We start from the raw sequence: 18230 nt of genomic DNA, 5'->3' as shown, positions 1-18230 counted from the left end.
GTGCGGTGGCAAAGCCAGACCCTGGACGCCGAGGACGGCGCCTTGCCCGGGCTCTCCCGGGCCGGTCTGGTGCGCACCGTGCAGACACCGGAGTTCGAGGGCATCACGTTCCACGAGGTGCTGTGCAAAAGTGCGCTGAACCGGGTGCCCGAGGGTGCGAACGTTCCGTTCCACTGGACGGTCAATCCGATGCGGGGTTGTTCGCACGCGTGCCGCTACTGTTTCGCGCGCAGCACACACGAGTACCTGGACTTGGACGCGGGCCGGGACTTCGACTCGCAGATCGTGGTGAAGACGAACGTCGCGGCGGTGCTGCGCAAAGAACTCGGCAGGCGGTCCTGGCGCCGCGAACCGGTGGCGCTGGGCACCAACACCGATCCCTATCAGCGCGCCGAGGGGCGATATCGGTTGATGCCCGGCATCATTCGCGCACTGGCCGAATCCGGCACCCCCTTCTCCATCCTCACCAAGGGCACCCTGCTGCGCCGCGATTTGCCGCTGCTCACGGCGGCCGCCCGCGAGGTGCGGGTGAGTCTCGCGGTCTCCATCGCGATCCTCGATCAGGATCTGCACCGGAGCCTGGAGCCCGGCACGCCGTCACCGCGGGCCCGGCTGGAGCTGGTGCGCGCGCTCGCCGACGCGGGTTTCGCGGTCAACGTCCTGGTCGCGCCGGTGATCCCCTGTCTCACCGACGGCCGGGCCCACTTGGACGCGCTCTTCGGCGCGATCGCCGAGGCAGGGGCGGACTCGGCCGTCGCGTTCCCGATGCATCTACGCGGCAGCACCAGGGGCTGGTTCCTGTCCTGGCTGGCCGAGCACCATCCGGCGTTGCTGCGGCGGTACCGCCAGCTGTACCGCCGCGGGGCCTACGTCACGCCGGAGTACTCCGCCTGGCTGCGCGGGCGGGTCGCTCCGCTGCTGGCGGAGCACGGTTTGACGGGGCATGGACAAGCCGAACCGGAGACACGACTCGAAACCGCGCACACGACCGGTGCGCAGCTGGCATTGTTCGCCTGACGCCATCCTCGCCGGATCTCGCCGGTCCGCGCGCTTCGGAGGCGCACACCGCGTTCGACGGAGTAGTTTGGCGATGGCACCTCTCAGCGACGAGGAAGTGAAGCAGGCATATGGTTTCACACCAAAACGATGTCGGCACAGCGAAATTGGAAAAGGTTGTCATTCGGTTCGCCGGGGACTCCGGCGACGGAATGCAGCTGACCGGCGATCGCTTCACCCATGAGGCCGCCGCCTTCGGCAACGACCTGGCGACCCAGCCCAGCTTTCCCGCCGAGATCCGAGCGCCCCAGGGCACGCTGCCCGGCGTCTCGTCCTTCCAGATCCAGATCGCCGACTACGACATCCTCACCGCGGGCGACCAGCCCGACGTGCTGGTCGCGATGAACCCGGCCGCGCTCAAGGCGAACCTGGAGGATCTCCCGCGCGGGGCCACGGTCATCGTCAACACCGACGAGTTCACCAAGCGCGCCCTCGCCAAGGTCGGCTATTCCGCCGATCCGCTGGCCGACGACACGCTGTCGGACTTCGTGGTGCACCGCGTCCCGATGACCTCGCTCACCCTCGGCGCCACCGAATCGACCGGTGTCGGCAAGAAGGACGCGCAGCGCGCGAAGAACATGTTCGCCCTCGGTCTGCTGTCCTGGATGTACGGGCGTCCGATCGGCGGCACCGAACAGTTCATGCGAGAGAAGTTCGCGACCAAGCCGGACATCGCGGAGGCCAATATCCTGGCATTCCGGGCGGGCTGGAACTACGGCGAAACCACCGAGAGCTTCGCCACCACCTACGAGATCGCGCCCGCCAAGCTGCCGCCGGGCACCTATCGCCAGATCACCGGCAACACCGCGCTCGCCTACGGCCTGATCACCGCGGGCCGGCTCGCGGGCTTACCGGTCTTCCTCGGCACCTACCCCATCACGCCGGCCTCGGACATCCTGCACGAGCTGAGCAAGCACAAGAACTTCGGCGTCACGACCTTCCAGGCCGAGGACGAGATCGCCGGGATCGGGGCGGCGCTGGGCGCCTCGCTCGGCGGCGCGCTGGGCGTCACCAGCACGTCCGGCCCCGGACTCGCGCTCAAGAGCGAGACCATCGGCCTGGCGGTGATGACGGAGCTGCCGCTGGTCGTGATCGACGTGCAGCGCGGCGGACCGTCGACCGGGCTGCCGACCAAGACCGAGCAGGCCGACCTGTTGCAGGCGCTCTACGGTCGCAACGGCGAATCACCGGTGGCGGTGCTCGCCCCGCGCTCTCCCGCCGACTGCTTCGCCACCGCGGTGGAGGCCGCCCGGATCGCACTCACCTACCGCACTCCGGTGCTGCTGCTGTCCGACGGTGCGATCGCGAACGGCTCGGAGCCATGGGCCATTCCGCGTGTCGACGAGATGGAGCCGATCGACCCGGCCTTCGAACCGGAAGGCGACGACGCCGATGCGTTCCAGCCGTACGCGCGCGACCCCGACACCCTCGCCCGCCCGCTCGCCGTCCCGGGCACGAAGGGGCGCGCGCACCGCATCGGCGGTCTGGAAAAGGCCGACGGCAGCGGCAACATCTCCTACGACCCGGCCAACCACGAACTCATGGTCCGTCTTCGCCAAGCCAAGATCGACGGCATCGATGTCCCCGATCTCGTGGCCGACGATCCGGACGGCACCGCCGAGCTGCTGCTGATCGGCTGGGGCAGTTCCTACGGCCCGATCGGCGAGGCATGCCGGCGCGCGCGGCGGCGCGGCGTCCCGGTCGCCCAGGCGCATCTACGACATCTGAACCCGTTGCCCGCCAACCTCGGCGAGGTGCTGCGCCGCTATCGCGTCGTGGTCGCGCCGGAGATGAACGGCGGCCAGCTGGCCACGCTGTTGCGGGCGAAGTACCTGGTCGACGTGCGGCCGTGGACGAAGATCGCCGGCACCGCGTTCTCCGCGCAGGAACTGGTCGGGGTCATCGACGCGGCGCTGGACGGGTCGATCGAGGAGATGGAACAGAACAAGGTCTTCGCCGCACGGGCGGCGGCCGCTTACCGAACGCTGCCGGACGAAGTCCGTCCACAGCCGAGCGCAGGCGAGGCAGCCGCGTACCGCATGACTGGGGGTAACGCATGACCATCGTGGAGACCTCGCTGATCGGCACCGATCTGGGACTGAGCGGAGTGTCCGGGGTGCCGTCCGCGGACGGACCGCAGAAGGTGAAGGACTACACCTCCGATCAGGAGGTGCGCTGGTGCCCCGGCTGCGGCGACTACGTGATCCTGGCGACGGTGCGCGGCTTCCTCGCCGAACTCGGGTTGCGCCGGGAGAACCTGATGTTCGTGTCGGGGATCGGCTGCTCCAGCCGCTTCCCGTACTACCTGGAGGCCTACGGCATCCACTCCATCCACGGTCGTGCGCCCGCGATCGCGACCGGGTTGGCGGTCAGCAGGCCGGACCTGTCGGTCTGGGTGGTGACCGGAGACGGCGACGCCCTGTCCATCGGCGGCAATCACCTCATCCACGCGTTGCGCCGCAATGTGAACATGACGATCCTGCTGTTCAACAATCGGATCTACGGTTTGACCAAGGGCCAGTACTCGCCGACCTCCGAGCAGGGCAAGGTCACCAAGTCGACCCCGATGGGTTCGGTGGACCACCCGTTCAACACCCTGTCGGTGGCGCTCGGCGCGGAAGCGACCTTCGCCGCCCGCGCGCTCGACTCCGATCGCGCGGGACTCACCGAGGTGCTGCGCGCCGCCGCCGAGCATCGCGGCACGTCGTTCGTGGAGATCCTGCAGGACTGCCCCATCTTCAACGACGGCTCGTTCGACGTGCTGCGCCGGGAGAACGCCGCCGACCATCTCATCCCGCTGCGTCATGCCGAACCGATCCGTTTCGGCGCCGAGGGCGAAATGGCCGTCGTACGGCGGGGTTTCGGGCTGACGGTCGCCCGCGCCGACAGCGTCGCGCTGTCCGACATCGTGGTGCACGACGCCTACGCCGACGACCCGGAGTACGCCTACGCGCTGTCGCGGCTGTCCGACCAGGGACTCGAGCATGTCGTCACCGGCATCTTCCGCAGTGTCTCTCGACCGACCTACGACGATGCGGTGCGCTACCAGACCGAGACGGCGCGCGAGCAGAAGCCGGTCGGTCCGGACTCGCTCCAGTCCCTGCTCACCGGGCCGGAGACCTGGACGGTCGGATGAACGGCCGAGCAGGTGCAGGCCGCGCGGGACGGCGGCCGTCCGCGTAGCGGTCAGGCGCGCTTGGCGAAACCGAGGTCGATGACGGCGTCGCGCTCCTGCTCCAACTCGGCGACCGAGGCGTCGATCCGGGGACGGGCGAGTTCGTCGATCGCCAGATCCGGCACGATCGTGTACTCGCCGTCCGCACAGGTGACCGGGAACGAGCTGATCAGCCCCGCGGGCACGCCGTAGGAGCCGTCCGAGGGCACCGCCATGGACACCCAGTCGCCGTCCCGGGTGCCGAGCACCCAATCGTGGATGTGATCGATCGCGGCGCTGGCCGCGCTCGCCGCCGAGGACGCGCCGCGCGCCTGGATGATGGCGGTGCCGCGTTGCTGCACGGTCGGCACGAACGTCTCGGTGAGCCACGCCGGATCGCCGATCAGATCGAGGGCGGGGCGTCCCGTGACGGTGGCGTGCGCGAGATCGGGGTACTGCGTCGCCGAGTGATTGCCCCAGATCGCCACCCGCGCGATGCCGGCGGCGGGCGCACCGGTCTTCTTGGCCAGTTGCGCGATGGCGCGGTTGTGGTCCAGCCGGGTCATGGCGGTGAAACGCTCGGCGGGTACGTCCGGCGCGTTGCTCATGGCGATGAAGGCGTTGGTGTTGGCCGGGTTGCCGATGACGAGCACCTTCACGTCGTCCGCGGCGCTGGCGTTGATCGCGGCGCCCTGCTCGGTGAATATCGCGCCGTTGGCGGCGAGCAGGTCCGAGCGTTCCATCCCGGCGGTGCGCGGCCGTGCGCCGACGAGCAGGGCGATGTCGGCGCCTGCGAAGCCGATCCACGGGTCGTCGCTGATGTCGATGGACTCCAGCAGTGGGAACGCGCCGTCCTCCAGTTCCATCGCGACGCCCTCCAGCGACGCCACCGCGGCGGGGATTTCCAGCAGCCGCAGTCGCACCGGCGTGTCCGGGCCGAGCATCGCACCGGAGGCGATCCGGAACAGCATGCCGTAGGCGATCTGGCCCGCGGCTCCGGTCACGGTGACGGTCACGGTCCCAGCGGGGGTGCTCACGGCGAACTCCTTGCGATCGGCGAATTCCTGCTGCCCACCCTAGCCACTCTCACCGTCTCCGAAGCCCCACGGTGAGCCACATGACAGTGACCAGTAACCGGGTCAGTGGGAGCGCCGGGTCAGGCGAGAGTGGCGACCTCGGTGTCGGTCAGCACGATCGGCGACACCACGTCCTTCGCCCGCGCGAGCCGCACGGCGCGATACAGCGGCCGTTCCTCGAGCCCGGCATCACGCGCCTCGGCCCGCAACTGATGCACCAGCACCTCGGAAACCGCTACAGCCGCGGCCAATCGACTGGCCGCGAGCGCATCCGCGAGCCTGCGCAACCCGAGCAGGTGCAATTCGCGACCGCTGCCCGCATCGGTGTACATGGCCAGCGGAATCATCTGGGAGACCTCCCCCGCGGTGACCCGAAGGGCGATCCGGCTCAACCGGGCCGGGAACACGAGGATCTCGACCCCCGTCGCCGCCGACAGCTGCACTTGTCGTTCCCCGAACAGCCTCCGGGCATGGATCATGTTGCCCGTCATCCACATTCGCCGTCGTCGCAGCGCGACGGCGTACAGGACCGTCGGCGCGCCGACGACGACGCCGATGGCCGCCGCGATCGGCCAGCTCACCACGGTCGCGGCCAGCAGCGCGGCGCCGAGGCCGATGCCCGACGCGGCCAGCGCGAGGCGGCGCAGCATCGGCGCGTACAGTTCCGGCGCGACCAGATCGAGCCCGACCGGCGCGAGCGACTGCTGGTCATCAGAATTCGTGGACACTACTCCGCCCTCTCGCGACTCCGGCTGCGGTGCTGTGCGCGCCGGTCACGTAACCGCCCCCGCCGCTCGGACGGCGACGGGTTCGACGCACAGTACCGCGCGCCCGGCGGTTGCGTCGGGAAACCCGACGCCGCCGGGCGCCCCGCCACCTCGCTACCCGGCCAGCGACTCCCGGATCACGCCGACCACCTCGGGCAGGGGAATCTGCCGCTGGTCGCCGGTCGCCATGTCCTTGAGTCCGATGGTGTTCTCCGCCATGTCGCGGTCGCCGAGAACGAGGGTGAACTTCGCCCCGGAGCGGTCAGCCGCCTTCATCGCGCCCTTCACACCGCGCCCGCCGTAGGCCAGATCGACCCGGATGCCTGCCGCGCGCAACTGCGCGGCCACCACCACCAGCCGTTGCTTGGCGGCATCGCCCAGCGGCACGCCGAAGACTTCGCAGCGCGCCTCGTCACCCGCCGACTTGCCCTCGGCCGCCAACGCCAACATGGTGCGGTCGACCCCGAGGCCGAACCCGATACCCGACAGCGGCTGGCCTCCGAGTTCGGCCATGAGACCGTCGTAGCGGCCGCCGCCGCCGATGCCGGACTGCGCGCCGAGACCGTCGTGCACGAACTCGAACGTGGTCTTGGTGTAGTAGTCCAGGCCGCGCACCATGCGCGGGTTCACCACATACGGCACGCCCAGCGCGTCCAGGTGACCGAGCACCTGCTCGAAGTGCGCCTTGGCCGACTCCGAGAGGTGATCGATCATCAGGGGCGCGTTCGCGGTCATCTCGCGCACCTGAGGCCGCTTGTCGTCCAGCACACGCAGCGGGTTGAGCTCGGCGCGCCGCTTCGTCTCCTCGTCCAGCGGCAGCCCGAACAGGAAATCCTGCAGCAGCTCGCGGTACTGCGGACGGCACGTCTCGTCACCCAGGGAAGTGACTTCGAGCCGGAAACCATCCAGGCCCAGCCCGCGGAATCCGGCATCGGCGATCGCGATGACCTCGGCGTCCAACGCCGGATCGTCGACGCCGATCGCCTCGATGCCCACCTGCTGCAACTGCCGGTACCGTCCGGCCTGCGGCCGTTCGTACCGGAAGAAGGGACCGGCGTAGGACAACTTCACCGGAAGCTGGCCGCGGTCGAGGCCGTGCTCGATGACCGCGCGCATCACCCCCGCGGTGCCCTCCGGACGCAGCGTGACGCTGCGATCGCCGCGGTCGGGGAAGGTGTACATCTCCTTGGTGACGACGTCGGTGGACTCGCCGACACCACGGGCGAACAGGCCCGTGTCCTCGAAGACCGGCAGCTCGATATGCCCGTACCCGGCCAGTCGGGCGGCGCGGAGCAGGCCGTCGCGCACCGCGACGAACTCGGCCGAGCCGGGCGGCACATAGTCCGGTACCCCCTTCGGGGCGGAGAAGCTGCTGGTCTTGGTCACGATGCTCCAGTTTCCACCACTACGGCCCCGCAAGTCCAACCGGTTCGCCGAACCGCCTCTCAGGAAGGTTGCGGAGCAGTCTCAGGTAGAAATGGCACACTCTTATCCCGATGTAACCGGATACGGGAGGAACGTGGTAGTGCCGAGCAACGAACAGCGACGAGCAGCGGCGAAACGCAAGCTGGAACGTCAGCTCGCCAACCGGGCCGAGCGAGCGCGCAAGCGCAAGCAACTCACCATCGCCGGATCGGTACTCGGTGTCGTCGTGGTGGTCGCCGCGGTGACCGGGGTGTACTTCTTGACTCGCGGCGACGACAACAGCAGCTCCGACGCCGCCGACGCTTCGCTGTCCAGCACGCCCGCCGCGGCCGCGCCGCCCTCCGCCAAGGCCAAGCCCGCGACGGTCGACTGCACCTACCGTGACAGCGCCAAGCCCGCGGACAAGCCTGCGAGCAAGCCGAAGGCCGACGGCATTCCCACCACCGGCGTCGACGCCGAGGTCAGCGTCAGCATGGAGACCAGCCAGGGCCCCATCGGGCTCACCCTGAACAACGCCGAGTCGCCGTGCACGGTGAACAGCTTCGTCAGCCTGGCGGCACAGAACTACTTCGACGGCACCAGCTGCCACCGCATGACCGCGGGTGAGGGCCTGAAGGTCCTGCAGTGCGGTGACCCCACCGGCACCGGAATGGGTGGGCCGGGTTACGAATTCGACAACGAATATCCGACCGATCAGTATGCTCCGAACGACCCCGCGGCGTCGTCCGAGCCGGTCGCATACAAGCGCGGCGTGCTGGCCATGGCCAACGCGGGCCCCGGCACCAACGGCAGCCAATTCTTCATCGTCTACTCGGATTCGCAGCTCCCGCCGCAGTACACGATCTTCGGCACGGTGGACGACAACAGCCTCGCCACGCTCGACAAGATCGCCGCACTGGGTCAGGACGACTCCAACGGCCCAGGTGACGGCAAGCCCAAGCAGCCGGTCACGATCCAATCGGTGCGTATCGACCGCTGACGCGCGCGCTCGGGCCCGCTGCCGACCTGTCGGCAGCGGGCCCGAGCCATGTCTACCCCCGTACGGCCGAAGTGAGGCTAGCCGACCCTTTCTTCGGTTAGGATGCCCTCGGCCCGAAGATCATCCGGCGCGCCCGGAGACACGCCGGAAATGTGCGATATATGCTGATAAAGCAGCACGCTCGTTCGATTGTGCCAGCCTTTGTCAGGTAACCTCGAAACAAGGAGTTCTTGCAGCGTAGCGCGGCCTCGACCGGGCGATCCCCCGGACAGGAAGTGCCCCGCCACAAGTTCTCCGGGTGTCCACGTTTGCAGGCGGGACCCGCTGCACGGGACTACAGTTCGCGTGGCGGCGTCCGTAACGAAGCACCACCATCATCCATAGTGATCACTGCAGCATCGGGGAGCAGCCATGTCCGAGGAACTGGACGACATCGGCCGGGAAACTGCGGCCATGATGAGGACAATGTTGCAGCTTGCGACGCTCGTCGCCTTGCGGACCCGCGAGCGTGGTCAGAAGGAAGCCGAAGCGCGCGTCAAGCTCACCGAGGCCCGGATCAAAGAGGCCAAGGAATTGCAGTTGCGGGAGGCGCGCGACGCGAAGGCCAAGGATCCGCGCAACACCGAGCTGGCCCGGCTGATCGAGAAGCCGATCCCGGAAAAGGGTGTGTCGCTGGAGAAAGACCGCTTCTCCGCGCAGGCCGAGGCATCCCGCATGGCGGCCAACGCCGCCGCCAAGCCCGCTCTGCAATACGACTCCCAGGAACGGCGCATGGCGATCGCGGCCCATCTCGCGAAAATGGGTGTGGCGCCGGAGCTCGCCGCGGTGCGGATGCTGATCGAAGTGGGGCAGGCGCAACCGCCGGGCGAGGCCGTACGCTCCCGCCCCGACCAGGCGCCGTCGGTCACCAGGGCCAGGGAGCAGGAATCCCGCGGCCTGGAACGCACGAGGTAGCCGAACGAACGAACGCCCGCCGGATTCCGGCGGGCGTTCGTCGTCGCGGTGCCATCGCGAGAACCGCTGCGGCGCACTCTGTTACGTGCGGAAGTCGCCCACCGTGGGATCGCCGAACATACCGTGCTGCGGCGATTTCAACGGCAGCGGGCTGAGCATGTCCTTGTGGCCGTTGCGCACACTGCAATATTTGAACGGCCCCTTGGGGTCGAACAGCTTTGCCATGTGCGGGTCCGCGTGATCGAGGAACCAGACGCTCAGTCCGGTTCGCCCGTCCAGCCGGTAGTGCTCCCAAGCCCGCCACAGCGCGTCCAGCCGGGCGACGGCCTCGGCGTGCTGCCACCACTCCGGGCACCACACGGTGTCGCTGAGGTCGGTGACCTGCCGCCGGTAGACCAAGCTGAGGTAGTTCTCGACGAACTCCACCACGCTCGCGTAGATCATCGGTTGTTGCTGCTGCTCGGTCACAGCGGACGAACCTCCTCGACTTGTCCGTACTCCGGCGGCGGCGTCGACTTGCTGAGCGAGGGCGCGCCGATCAGGTCGGTGATCTCCGTCTTGCGCTGCGGGTCGTGACGCGAGATGGACTTCTTCACATCGGCAGCGTACTCACCCTCCCACCACGGCACGGTTCGGATGAGCACCGGCGGCGCACCGGACGGGAACAGGATGGCCCGCCCCCGGGGCAGCGTCGCCAAACCGTTGACCGAGAACGTCTTGGACGAGCCGAGGGAGCGCGAATAGCTCTTGCCGCCCTTGGATTCCGAGACCGACTGCGAGATCGCGTCGTACTCACCGAGCACGTCCGAACGCTCTTGCAGGAACTTGGTGTCGTCCACGCCGCTGCCCAGCACTTTGATGTTCGCGGCCGACCACAACGCGTTCATACCGCTCTCACCCCAGCAGCGGGCGCCCTGGGCCCAGGACTGCAGCACCGTCATCACGACGATGCCCCGCGAGCCGAAGTGGCTGTACTGCTTGGGCAGATCCTTCCAGCGCACCACGTTGGCGGCTTCGTCGAGCACCGCGAGCATCGGGATCGCCAGACGCCCACCGGCCGACTGCGACGCCTTGCGCATCGCCACGTCCACCACCGCCTCGGTGAGCGCGCTCACCAGCGGCGCGGCCGATCCGCGGCCTTCCAGCGACAGGCTGTAGAGCGTTCCGTTGTTCTCCAGGAATTCCAGCTCGTCGAACTCCCTGCGGTCGCCGCCGCGGGTGATCCACGGATGCACATTCGACAGTTTCAAGCACCGGATCATCTTCTTCGCGGTGCCGAAGATGCCGCTGCGCGTGCGCGGATCGGTGTTGTACTGCGAAGACAGGCCCGAGGCCGTGTAGTGGTGACGGGCGGCGCGCAGCAACTCGATGGGCTCGGTGTCCTGCGGGTTGGTCACCCACTCCCACACCTGCACGATCGGCCTGCTGCCGTTGCGGTCGCCGACGGCGGCGGCGAGGAACAACCCGGCCAGCAGGTCCTCGGCTTCGGGATCGAAGAACGCGTCGGACTTGCTGTCGCGGCCGTCGTCGCCGTCGGCGAAATGTCCCGCCAGCCGCGCCGCGCGCATCTCGCAACCTTCACGTTTGGCGTCCACCCAGGACAGCGGATCCCAGAACCAGGTCGGCTCTTCACCCGCGACGCCCTGCGGATCGAAGACGAAGGTGGGACTTCCCTTGGACTCCCGCACGTCCCGGGTCGCGTCAACCACATCGCGCTTGTTCGAGGTGGCCAGCACCGGGCCGATCGCGGTGAGGATCGCCGGGATCACCCGCGAGGTCGATTTACCCTGGCGCGGGCCCCAGATGTCCAGGTGCAGATCCTCGTACGACCCGTAGAGCATCACCCCGTCGGCCACACCGACGCCGATCGGTACGCCGGGCGCGTCGTCGTAGCCGAGTCTGACGCCCAACTGCTCGGCCTTCTCCCGGACACCTGCCTCGGTGAGCATCGAGATCGCGCCGCCGTTGCCCATCACGTCGGCTTTGTCGTCGACCGGCAACCTCCCCTTGCTCCGGCGCTTCTGCAACTCCTTGCGGATCACCAGATACGCGACCACGCTCAGGACGACCAGCAAGACGATCGCCGTGGCCGCGCCGGGCCAGCGCAGCTTGCCCCGCGCCAGATCCGCCGCGATGGCGATCGGATTGAACGGGACGTTCTGCGGGCTGCCCTCGAGCATGTTGCCCAGATGCAGCGCGAGCCAGAGGGTTCCGAAGATCGCGAAGCCGGCGTAGGTCAGTAACAGGCTGACGTCGGGTCCGGGTATGGCCGGATCCGTCACCTTTTTCTTCTTCGCCATGTGTGCCTCCTGGGTCGGCCGTCCGGTACGGAAAGCGGGTGGTCAGCGGAATGCGTCGAGCCGCCAGCCGTCGGGTGTGCGCACGACGGTGGCGATCACCGTCGCGGGCGGCAGCGGCTCCTTGCGTCCGTTCGGATAGACGACGGTCTGCTCGATCCCGATCTTGAACTGCTGGACGTTCGGGTCGCTGAGGGGCGGAGCTTTCTCCCCGGACGCGAACGTGAACGCTTCCACGCGCGCCCCCTCCCTTGCCCAATCCGCCCACTGCAGCGTCGACTTCGGTGTCTCCTCCGCGGTCGGCGCCGCATCCAGCATACGAATCAAGCTGGGGCCGAGAAACTTTCGCGCTCGGCTCAGGGAAGCACCCTGCGTCTCGGAGGCCGGTTGCCAGCTGTAGATCTCGCGCAGCGCCGCGACCGCGACGCCGTCGGGCGTCACCGGGTCGGGAGCGGGCACGCCCTCCAGCAAACGGGGTGTGGACGTAGCCGGGTGCGCCGCATCGGATCCTGCGTCCGCGCGGTCCGCACGGCCGCAGGCCGCACCGAGCACCGCGACGCTCACCACCAGCATCACCACCAGTTTCGCCCGTGCATTCGCTCTATCCATCCAGGCTAACCGCACACGGGGGCGTCGCGGCAGTCCCGCCGCCGCGTGTTCGGGCCCCTCACCACTCACAGCACCCTCCTCGCACGTCCATCCCCCGGAACCGCGACTTCCGAAACGCCACCGGCGGATCGGGCATCCGCTCCGGGCACGGACTGGATCATCCGCCCGTTGCCCGCGTAGACGCCGACCTGCGCGGGTCCACGCGGACCGAACGAGCTGAACACCAGATCACCCGGTTGCGCCTTGCGCATCGGTACTTCCGCGCCCGCCTCCCACTGCTGTTCGGCCGTGCGCGGCAACGTCACCTCGCCGGAGGACGCGGCGAACACCGCCGCCGCGGTCAGGCCCGGTCCGTCCAGCCCGCCGCCGCTCGGGCCCTGCGGGCCGCCACCGCCCCAGACGTAGGGTGTGCCGAGCCATTCGTGCGCGGCTTCGACGATCTGATCGCCCGCGGTCCCCTGCCCCGGGGTGAACCGGCCGACCGAACCCGGCGCCCGGTACTGCGCTTCCATCGTCAGGATGTTGCGCACGTACGGCTGGGTCTCGGCGTAGTGCGCGGCAACCTGGTTCGGCATGCCGCCGGAGGCCAGCACCGCGCCCTCACCCGCGTTGTAGGCCGCGAGTGTCAGCGCGACGATGTCGCCCTGCACCCTGCCTTCGGTCTGCCACCGCTGAATCTTGTGCGCGATCGCGCACATATAGCGTCCTTGACCGATGATCGCGTCGCCGTCGTCCCACACGCTGGCGACGCCGTTGCCGTCGGCGTCGATCACGTAGGGACGACCGTCGTCGGGATTGATGCTCACCGCCGTGGTGGGCAGGAACTGTGCCAGGCCCTGCGCCCCGGCCGGGGAGGTCGCACCGCGCCGGAATCCGGATTCCTGCCTGCCCTGCGCGGCCAGCAGCGAGGGCGTGATCTGCGGGCAGATGGAACCCGCGCGGCGATACCAGATCTCCAGTTCCTGCGGCACCTTGCCCGCGGCCAGCGCGCCACCGGCGGTGCCGAAACCGAGGCTGCAGCGCGGATCGCCCGAGTAGGCGCGCGCACCGCCGACGTCCGGGGTCGGGGCGCCGTCCAGCCACGGCAGCGGGTCGATCTGGCGCCCACCGGTGAACCGGCCGCCCGGGACGATCTCGAAATGCAGATGGGGGCCGCTGGATTCCCCGGCCGAACCGACCGCGCCGATGTGCTGGCCCGCGGTCACCGTGTCGCCCGCGCGGACGAGCACGCCGGAGTCCCACATGTGGCCGTAGACCGCCGAGTACGAACGACCGTTGGTGTCCACGGAATCGACGACGATCCAGTTGCCGAAGCCGGACGCCGGACCGGCGGCGACCACGCGGCCGTCGGATACCGAGAAGATGGGTGTGCCGTCGGGTGCGGCCAGGTCGACGCCCCTGTGCGCGCCGCCTCGCGCGCCGAAGGTGTCCGACACGGTGAAGGTTCCGGTGGCCATCGGCAAGGTACGGCGCAGCGGGCCGGCTCCCGCGGCGAGCGAAGGGGTGGCGGTGGCGGCCGGGTTGGACTGGGTCGCGCTGGGACCGGCGGTCGCGGCAGCGCGCCGATCACCCGGCGGGTAGCCGCCCAGCGGCGGGAGCACGGACTGCGAACCGAGTACGGACCCGCCCTCGCAGGCGTCGTCCACGGCGGGCATGACGATGACCAGCACGATGGTCATCAGGCCGAGCACCGCGCCCAGCGCCGTCCACAACACCGATTTGCCGCTCATCGCCGCACTCCGGCATCGTGCCGCGCGCAGCCGTGCTTCACGTCCGGCGCCGGGCTTCGTTGAGGGTGTCGGCCAATGTGCGGTTCATCTCGGCGGCGGCCGCCAATTGCTGCTGCAGCAGTGCGACTTTGCGCCGCAACGCGGTCGCGTCCATCCGCTCCAGCCCGGGGCCTTCGGCCGCGCGCACCCAATTCCGCACCGAGTTCGTGTGCACACCGATCTGCTCGGCGACCACGCGGCAGGCCTCCGATTCACTGCGCAGCTTGCCGGTCAGCGCGATGACCTGTTCGACCGCCGCTTGGCGCACCTCCGGAGAGACGCGGCGGTAGGACCGGTGCGGCATCATGCGGCGCTCCCCGGTGAATCCGTTCCGCGCGACGTCGATTCGGTGAACTCGCTGAACCGCTGGTTGGTGTCGTGGATCCCGCTTTCCTTCTCCGACAGGGTGAATTCCATGTGGAACGGGATGCCGGGGCGGCGATCCTCACCGATCTTCAGCAGGAACTTGCCGGTGCCCGGCGGTGACGGCCGCTGCTGTCCCGGCTTGAGCGCCTCACCGGTCAGCGCTTGCGGTGCGGACCATCCGGTCACCATCTCCTCCTCGGCCGATGTGAACGGAACCGTGCTGTCCAGCCGTTTGATCTCCTCGGCCGGGAGCGCGCCGAAGATCTTGGCGCGCGCCCGCTCGAGGAAACCGAGCGCCTTCGCGATGGCGGCTTCCGATCCGAGCGCCTGCAGGTCCTTGATGGTGTGGCTGATCATGATCAGCGCGGTCGCGATGCCGCGCTGCAACCGGGTGAGTTCGTCGACGCGGTCGACCATGAAATCACCGAGGCCGAGCACCTGCCACAGCTCGTCCATCACCACCTGGAAATAACGCTGCGGGCCCAGCTTCGCGTCGGCGAGCACGTGCGCGGCCTCGACCGAGGCGAACCGTCGGCCCAGCAGGCCAGCATGACCGCTGCCTTGAGCTTCTTGTCGCCGGTCGGGATGTGCGAGACGTCCATGCACACCGCGACCGCGCTGGTGTCGATCGGCACCGTGGTCTGACCGTTGAAGACCGCGCCGAACGGGCCCTGGGTGAGCGCGCGTAGGGAGCGGCGCAGCCCCTTGATCGCCTCCTGGTATTCCGTGATGTCGTCCGCCCCGGCGTCCAGCATCAATTCCTCGCCACCGCCGACGATCACTTCGAGCAGGTTCTCCATGATCGGCGGTTTGTCCGGCGTGTATCCGCTGCCCGGCCGGTACAGGATGCGCAGCGCGGTGGAGATCAGCGTCTCCTCGTAGTCGCGCACCCGGTCGCCGCGCACCAGTTCGACCAGGCCCGCGATCAGAGTCACCTGCCGGGCTCGCAAGTCCTGCAGCACCTGCAGTTGCAAGGCCGGGAACTCCTCCAGCCGCGGGACCACTGCGCCGAGCACGCCCGCCGCGAGCGGGTTGAGCTTGCCGTGCCCGTACCCCAGGTCGATCACCTGGCCGCCGACCAGCTCGACCATCTTCCGGTAGTCGGGCTTGACGTCGGCCAGGATCAACGGCGTGATCCCCTGCGCGATACCGCCCAGCACGATCCGGCGGACCAGTGAGGACTTGCCGAAACCGTTGAGGCCGAGCACGAACAGGCTGGGCGCGGTGATGAAACTGCCGCGCATGAACCAGTTCATCGGGTCGAAGCAGACCGGCGCACCGGTGTGCAGGTGCGAACCGAGGGGCGTGCCGATCAGCGGCGCGCCCGCGCCGACCGACCAAGGCCACAGGCCGGCGACCTGGGCGGTGGTGGCACGGTACTCGACCGGGCGGCCGACCACGTTCATCCGGCCGCCACCGGGCCCCGCGTAGCCACGGTCGGTGAGTTGCGCTGTACTGCGGTCGAATCCGTCCTCGATCGTCTGCTCCGCACGCGCCGCGTAGTTGCGGCGGCGGATGTCGTCGGTGCGGACCCGGAACTGCGCGAACGCCGCCCGCAGGCCACTGCCCTCGCGGGCGATCATCTCCAGCTTGGCGCGGGTGGCGTCGTCGAGCAGGGACGGCCCGGACTGCTTGCGCCGATCCGCTTTCGCCTTCGCGCGGCGGGCCGCCTTGTCCGTGTACGGGGCACCCATCGCGCGGTCGGCGGTGTAATCGACCTTCGCGGGCCGGGCCACGCGACCGTTCTTGGCGCCGTTGCGATCCGGCCGCGCGGCGATGCGCTCGGTGACCGCGTCCCGGGACATGCGCGGGTTCCGCTCGCCGCGGGGGCGTTCGGCGTGCCCACGGTCGGCGCGCACGCTGTCGGACCGGCCCCCGCCCGGTCGCCCACGCCGCTCGGCCGCGCGCCGGTCGGGCGTGTCGACGCCGTGCCGGTCGTCGCTGTTCACCCGCGCCGAATCCCGTGCGGGGCGGCGGCGCTCCGGCCGCTGCCCCCACTCGTCCCGGCCGGACTGCTCGAGCCGCCTGCGGCGCGCGTCCTCGTCCCGTTCCCGTACGGGTGGCTCGTAGTCCCGTGCCATGAATCGCTCACCCCGCCAGTGCCTTCGGAATAGTCGCGTGTTCCGGCAGGATCACCCCGCAACCGAGGGAGGCCGCGAAGGCCGCCGCCTGGTAGCGGTAGCACCGCCGAATCTTCAGGCGCGCCTGCGTCGACAGGTCGCGCGTGATGGCTTCGATACGCGGCAGGTCACCGCGCAGGGGCTCGGTGATGGTCACCAGCGCCCCGAAGCGGGTCACACCGTGACCCCTGGCCTGCTCCTCGCGGGCCTGCTGAGTCGCGCCCACTCGCAGCGTCGCCGCCGCGGACACGACCCCGCGTTCGCTCTGTTGAGCCACCAACGCGTTCTTGAAATCGTCGTCGACGATTTCGGCGGCGTCGGCGGCTGAGTGCGGACGGTACACGATCGCGATACGTTTGCGCGGTACTTCGGGATTCGGCGCGAGCAGCCGCTGCAGCACCCGCTCGTCGACCGCGCCCTCCGGAGCGGCATCCATCTCCCAGGTCACCGACCGGCCGCCGTCGTGCACCAGGTGATCCCACTTCTCGTCGTGGGATACCGGGCCCGCGTCCGCCCAGTCCAGGCCGTGCCCCTCGGGTTCGCCAGCGGCCACTTCCAGGTCGGCCTGCGAGGCGGGATCGTAACTGCGGCGGATGAACGCGATCACCTCGTCGGCCGACATCGGCTGGGCGCGCACCCCGGCTTCGGCCAGCGCGGCGCAGATGCCCGGCAGGCGACGGCCGATCTCGACGGCCTCTTCCGCCGGGTTCTTGCGACGTTCGGCGGTGGTGGCCTTGAACGTGATCGCCACCCGCGGCAGCAACTGCACCCGCTCCTGCGGCAGCTCGGTGGCCAGCTCGTACATCACCTGCTGGGCCAGCTCCGGCGCCTCCGGCCTGGTGATCGTGGAAACTTCGGTGAGCAAGCGGTTTCCGGTCTCCGGCACGGTGTCGATCACCGGCACCACGGCCACGATGTCACTGGTCTGGCCGACCGAGGCGAGGAAGGTCCCCCACGCCGAGACCCACCGATCGATCACCGGCTGGTCCACCGCCTCGTGGCCTTGCGGCCAGGCGCGCAGCACCACGGTGTACTGGGCGAACTGGGGCAGGTGGATCATGCCGAAGCTGTAGCCACCCGCATCGATGCCCTCGTACAGCTTGGAGGGCGCGAGCAACCCGGGCAGGCGGGTCACGCCGCCGGGAATCCGGGAGAAGCGGCCACCGCGGTACACGTGCTCGCCACGACTGCGCGAGCGCATCCAGTTGAACATCATCAATCCCGTCTCGTAGCCCGAACGACCTCCGGTCCGCCATACCAGCGGGACCATCACGACGACACCGACGCCGCCGACGATCGCACCCCACTGGAAGCCGCCCACCATCGCGGTGATCAACGCCGTGATCACGACCGCGAAGCCGAGCACGGTTTCCTCCCAGCGCAGGCCGAAAAGACCTGCGCTGCGCGGCTTCTGCCATAACCCGTACGAGCGTCGCTCGTAGGTGTCGGTGAGTGTCATCGCGGAATGGTGCTCCTCCCGAGGTCGGGTGAACGGTTCGTCCAGCGGTCGCCCGCGACGTCACCCATGGCTTGGTCGGCCCGGTTCAGCCCGCCGCTCGCGGCGCGCGCCGCGCCGATCCGGCCGGCGGTCCTGGCCGCTCCGGACGCTACCCCGGCCGCGCCCGCGGGTCCGGAGGCGCGCGGAGCCGCGCCGCCCT

Annotated in this window: 14 protein-coding genes and 2 pseudogenes; 5 read left to right on the top strand and 11 right to left on the bottom strand. The window is 69.2% G+C overall.

Annotation, left to right across the window (positions count from 1 at the left end):
* The 3 genes from NNI01S_RS03940 to NNI01S_RS03930 all read left to right on the top strand — a co-directional run bounded on the left by NNI01S_RS03940 (position 1) and on the right by NNI01S_RS03930 (position 4192).
* On the top strand, positions 1-1017 hold the full coding sequence (locus NNI01S_RS03940) for an Rv2578c family radical SAM protein (RefSeq protein ID WP_063017602.1): 1017 nt from the start codon (positions 1-3) through the stop codon (positions 1015-1017).
* 110 nt (positions 1018-1127) lie between these two features.
* Complete coding sequence (locus NNI01S_RS03935; protein ID WP_063017600.1) at positions 1128-3116, top strand: 2-oxoacid:acceptor oxidoreductase subunit alpha; 1989 nt, start codon at positions 1128-1130, stop codon at positions 3114-3116.
* Positions 3113-4192: a 2-oxoacid:ferredoxin oxidoreductase subunit beta gene (locus tag NNI01S_RS03930; RefSeq protein ID WP_063017598.1), complete on the top strand. Its 1080-nt coding sequence runs from the start codon at positions 3113-3115 to the stop codon at positions 4190-4192. Before NNI01S_RS03935 ends, NNI01S_RS03930 begins: the two co-directional genes overlap by 4 nt.
* Positions 4193-4242: 50 nt before the next feature.
* On the opposite strand, the gene NNI01S_RS03925 is transcribed toward NNI01S_RS03930, so the two are convergent.
* From NNI01S_RS03925 to hisS, 3 genes are all read right to left on the bottom strand, one after another.
* Positions 4243-5247 (bottom strand): malate dehydrogenase, encoded by a 1005-nt coding sequence (locus tag NNI01S_RS03925; protein ID WP_063017597.1) that lies wholly within the window; start codon positions 5245-5247, stop codon positions 4243-4245.
* A 119-nt stretch (positions 5248-5366) separates the two neighbouring features.
* A complete protein-coding gene (locus NNI01S_RS03920; protein WP_063017596.1) occupies positions 5367-6014 on the bottom strand; it encodes a hypothetical protein in 648 nt (215 codons plus the stop codon).
* Positions 6015-6167: 153 nt separating this feature from the next.
* Positions 6168-7439: a histidine--tRNA ligase gene (gene hisS, locus NNI01S_RS03915; protein WP_063017594.1), complete on the bottom strand. Its 1272-nt coding sequence runs from the start codon at positions 7437-7439 to the stop codon at positions 6168-6170.
* Between the two features lie 139 nt (positions 7440-7578).
* On the opposite strand from hisS, the gene NNI01S_RS03910 reads away from it, so the two are divergent.
* Both NNI01S_RS03910 and NNI01S_RS03905 read left to right on the top strand, forming a co-directional pair.
* On the top strand, positions 7579-8457 hold the full coding sequence (locus tag NNI01S_RS03910) for a peptidylprolyl isomerase (protein WP_063017592.1): 879 nt from the start codon (positions 7579-7581) through the stop codon (positions 8455-8457).
* 411 nt (positions 8458-8868) lie between these two features.
* Entirely contained in the window at positions 8869-9411 is a 543-nt protein-coding gene (locus NNI01S_RS03905) for a hypothetical protein (protein WP_063017590.1), read from the top strand.
* Between the two features lie 81 nt (positions 9412-9492).
* Here the strand turns inward: NNI01S_RS03905 and NNI01S_RS03900 are convergent, their stop codons facing one another.
* The 8 genes and pseudogenes from NNI01S_RS03900 to NNI01S_RS35195 all read right to left on the bottom strand — a co-directional run.
* Entirely contained in the window at positions 9493-9879 is a 387-nt protein-coding gene (locus NNI01S_RS03900; RefSeq protein WP_233060934.1) for a DUF4913 domain-containing protein, read from the bottom strand.
* Entirely contained in the window at positions 9876-11711 is a 1836-nt protein-coding gene (locus NNI01S_RS03895; protein ID WP_063017587.1) for a type IV secretory system conjugative DNA transfer family protein, read from the bottom strand. The genes NNI01S_RS03900 and NNI01S_RS03895 overlap by 4 nt, the downstream gene beginning before the upstream one ends.
* Before the next feature lie 42 nt (positions 11712-11753).
* Positions 11754-12317 carry a hypothetical protein gene (locus NNI01S_RS03890; RefSeq protein ID WP_063017583.1) on the bottom strand — a complete coding sequence of 188 codons (564 nt, stop codon included), beginning with the start codon at positions 12315-12317 and terminating at the stop codon, positions 11754-11756.
* A 65-nt stretch (positions 12318-12382) separates the two neighbouring features.
* A complete protein-coding gene (locus NNI01S_RS03885; RefSeq protein ID WP_063017582.1) occupies positions 12383-14047 on the bottom strand; it encodes a peptidoglycan DD-metalloendopeptidase family protein in 1665 nt (554 codons plus the stop codon).
* 37 nt (positions 14048-14084) lie between these two features.
* On the bottom strand, positions 14085-14393 hold the full coding sequence (locus NNI01S_RS03880) for a transposase (protein WP_040867646.1): 309 nt from the start codon (positions 14391-14393) through the stop codon (positions 14085-14087).
* Positions 14390-16533: pseudogene (locus NNI01S_RS03875) on the bottom strand (putative type IV secretion/conjugal transfer ATPase). The gene NNI01S_RS03880 and the pseudogene NNI01S_RS03875 overlap by 4 nt, the downstream one beginning before the upstream one ends.
* A 7-nt stretch (positions 16534-16540) precedes the next feature.
* The gene (locus NNI01S_RS03870; RefSeq protein ID WP_063017581.1) at positions 16541-18031 is read right to left on the bottom strand and encodes an SCO6880 family protein; all 1491 of its coding nucleotides are present in this window, start codon (positions 18029-18031) and stop codon (positions 16541-16543) included.
* Positions 18028-18230 (bottom strand): annotated as a pseudogene (locus NNI01S_RS35195) (hypothetical protein); the annotation flags it as partial. The gene NNI01S_RS03870 and the pseudogene NNI01S_RS35195, both read right to left, overlap by 4 nt.

It is taken from the genome of Nocardia niwae NBRC 108934 = DSM 45340 (genome assembly GCF_001613465.1).
GTDB classification, from domain to species: Bacteria; Actinomycetota; Actinomycetes; order Mycobacteriales; family Mycobacteriaceae; genus Nocardia; species Nocardia niwae.
This window is presented reverse-complemented; position numbering and strand designations above follow the sequence as displayed.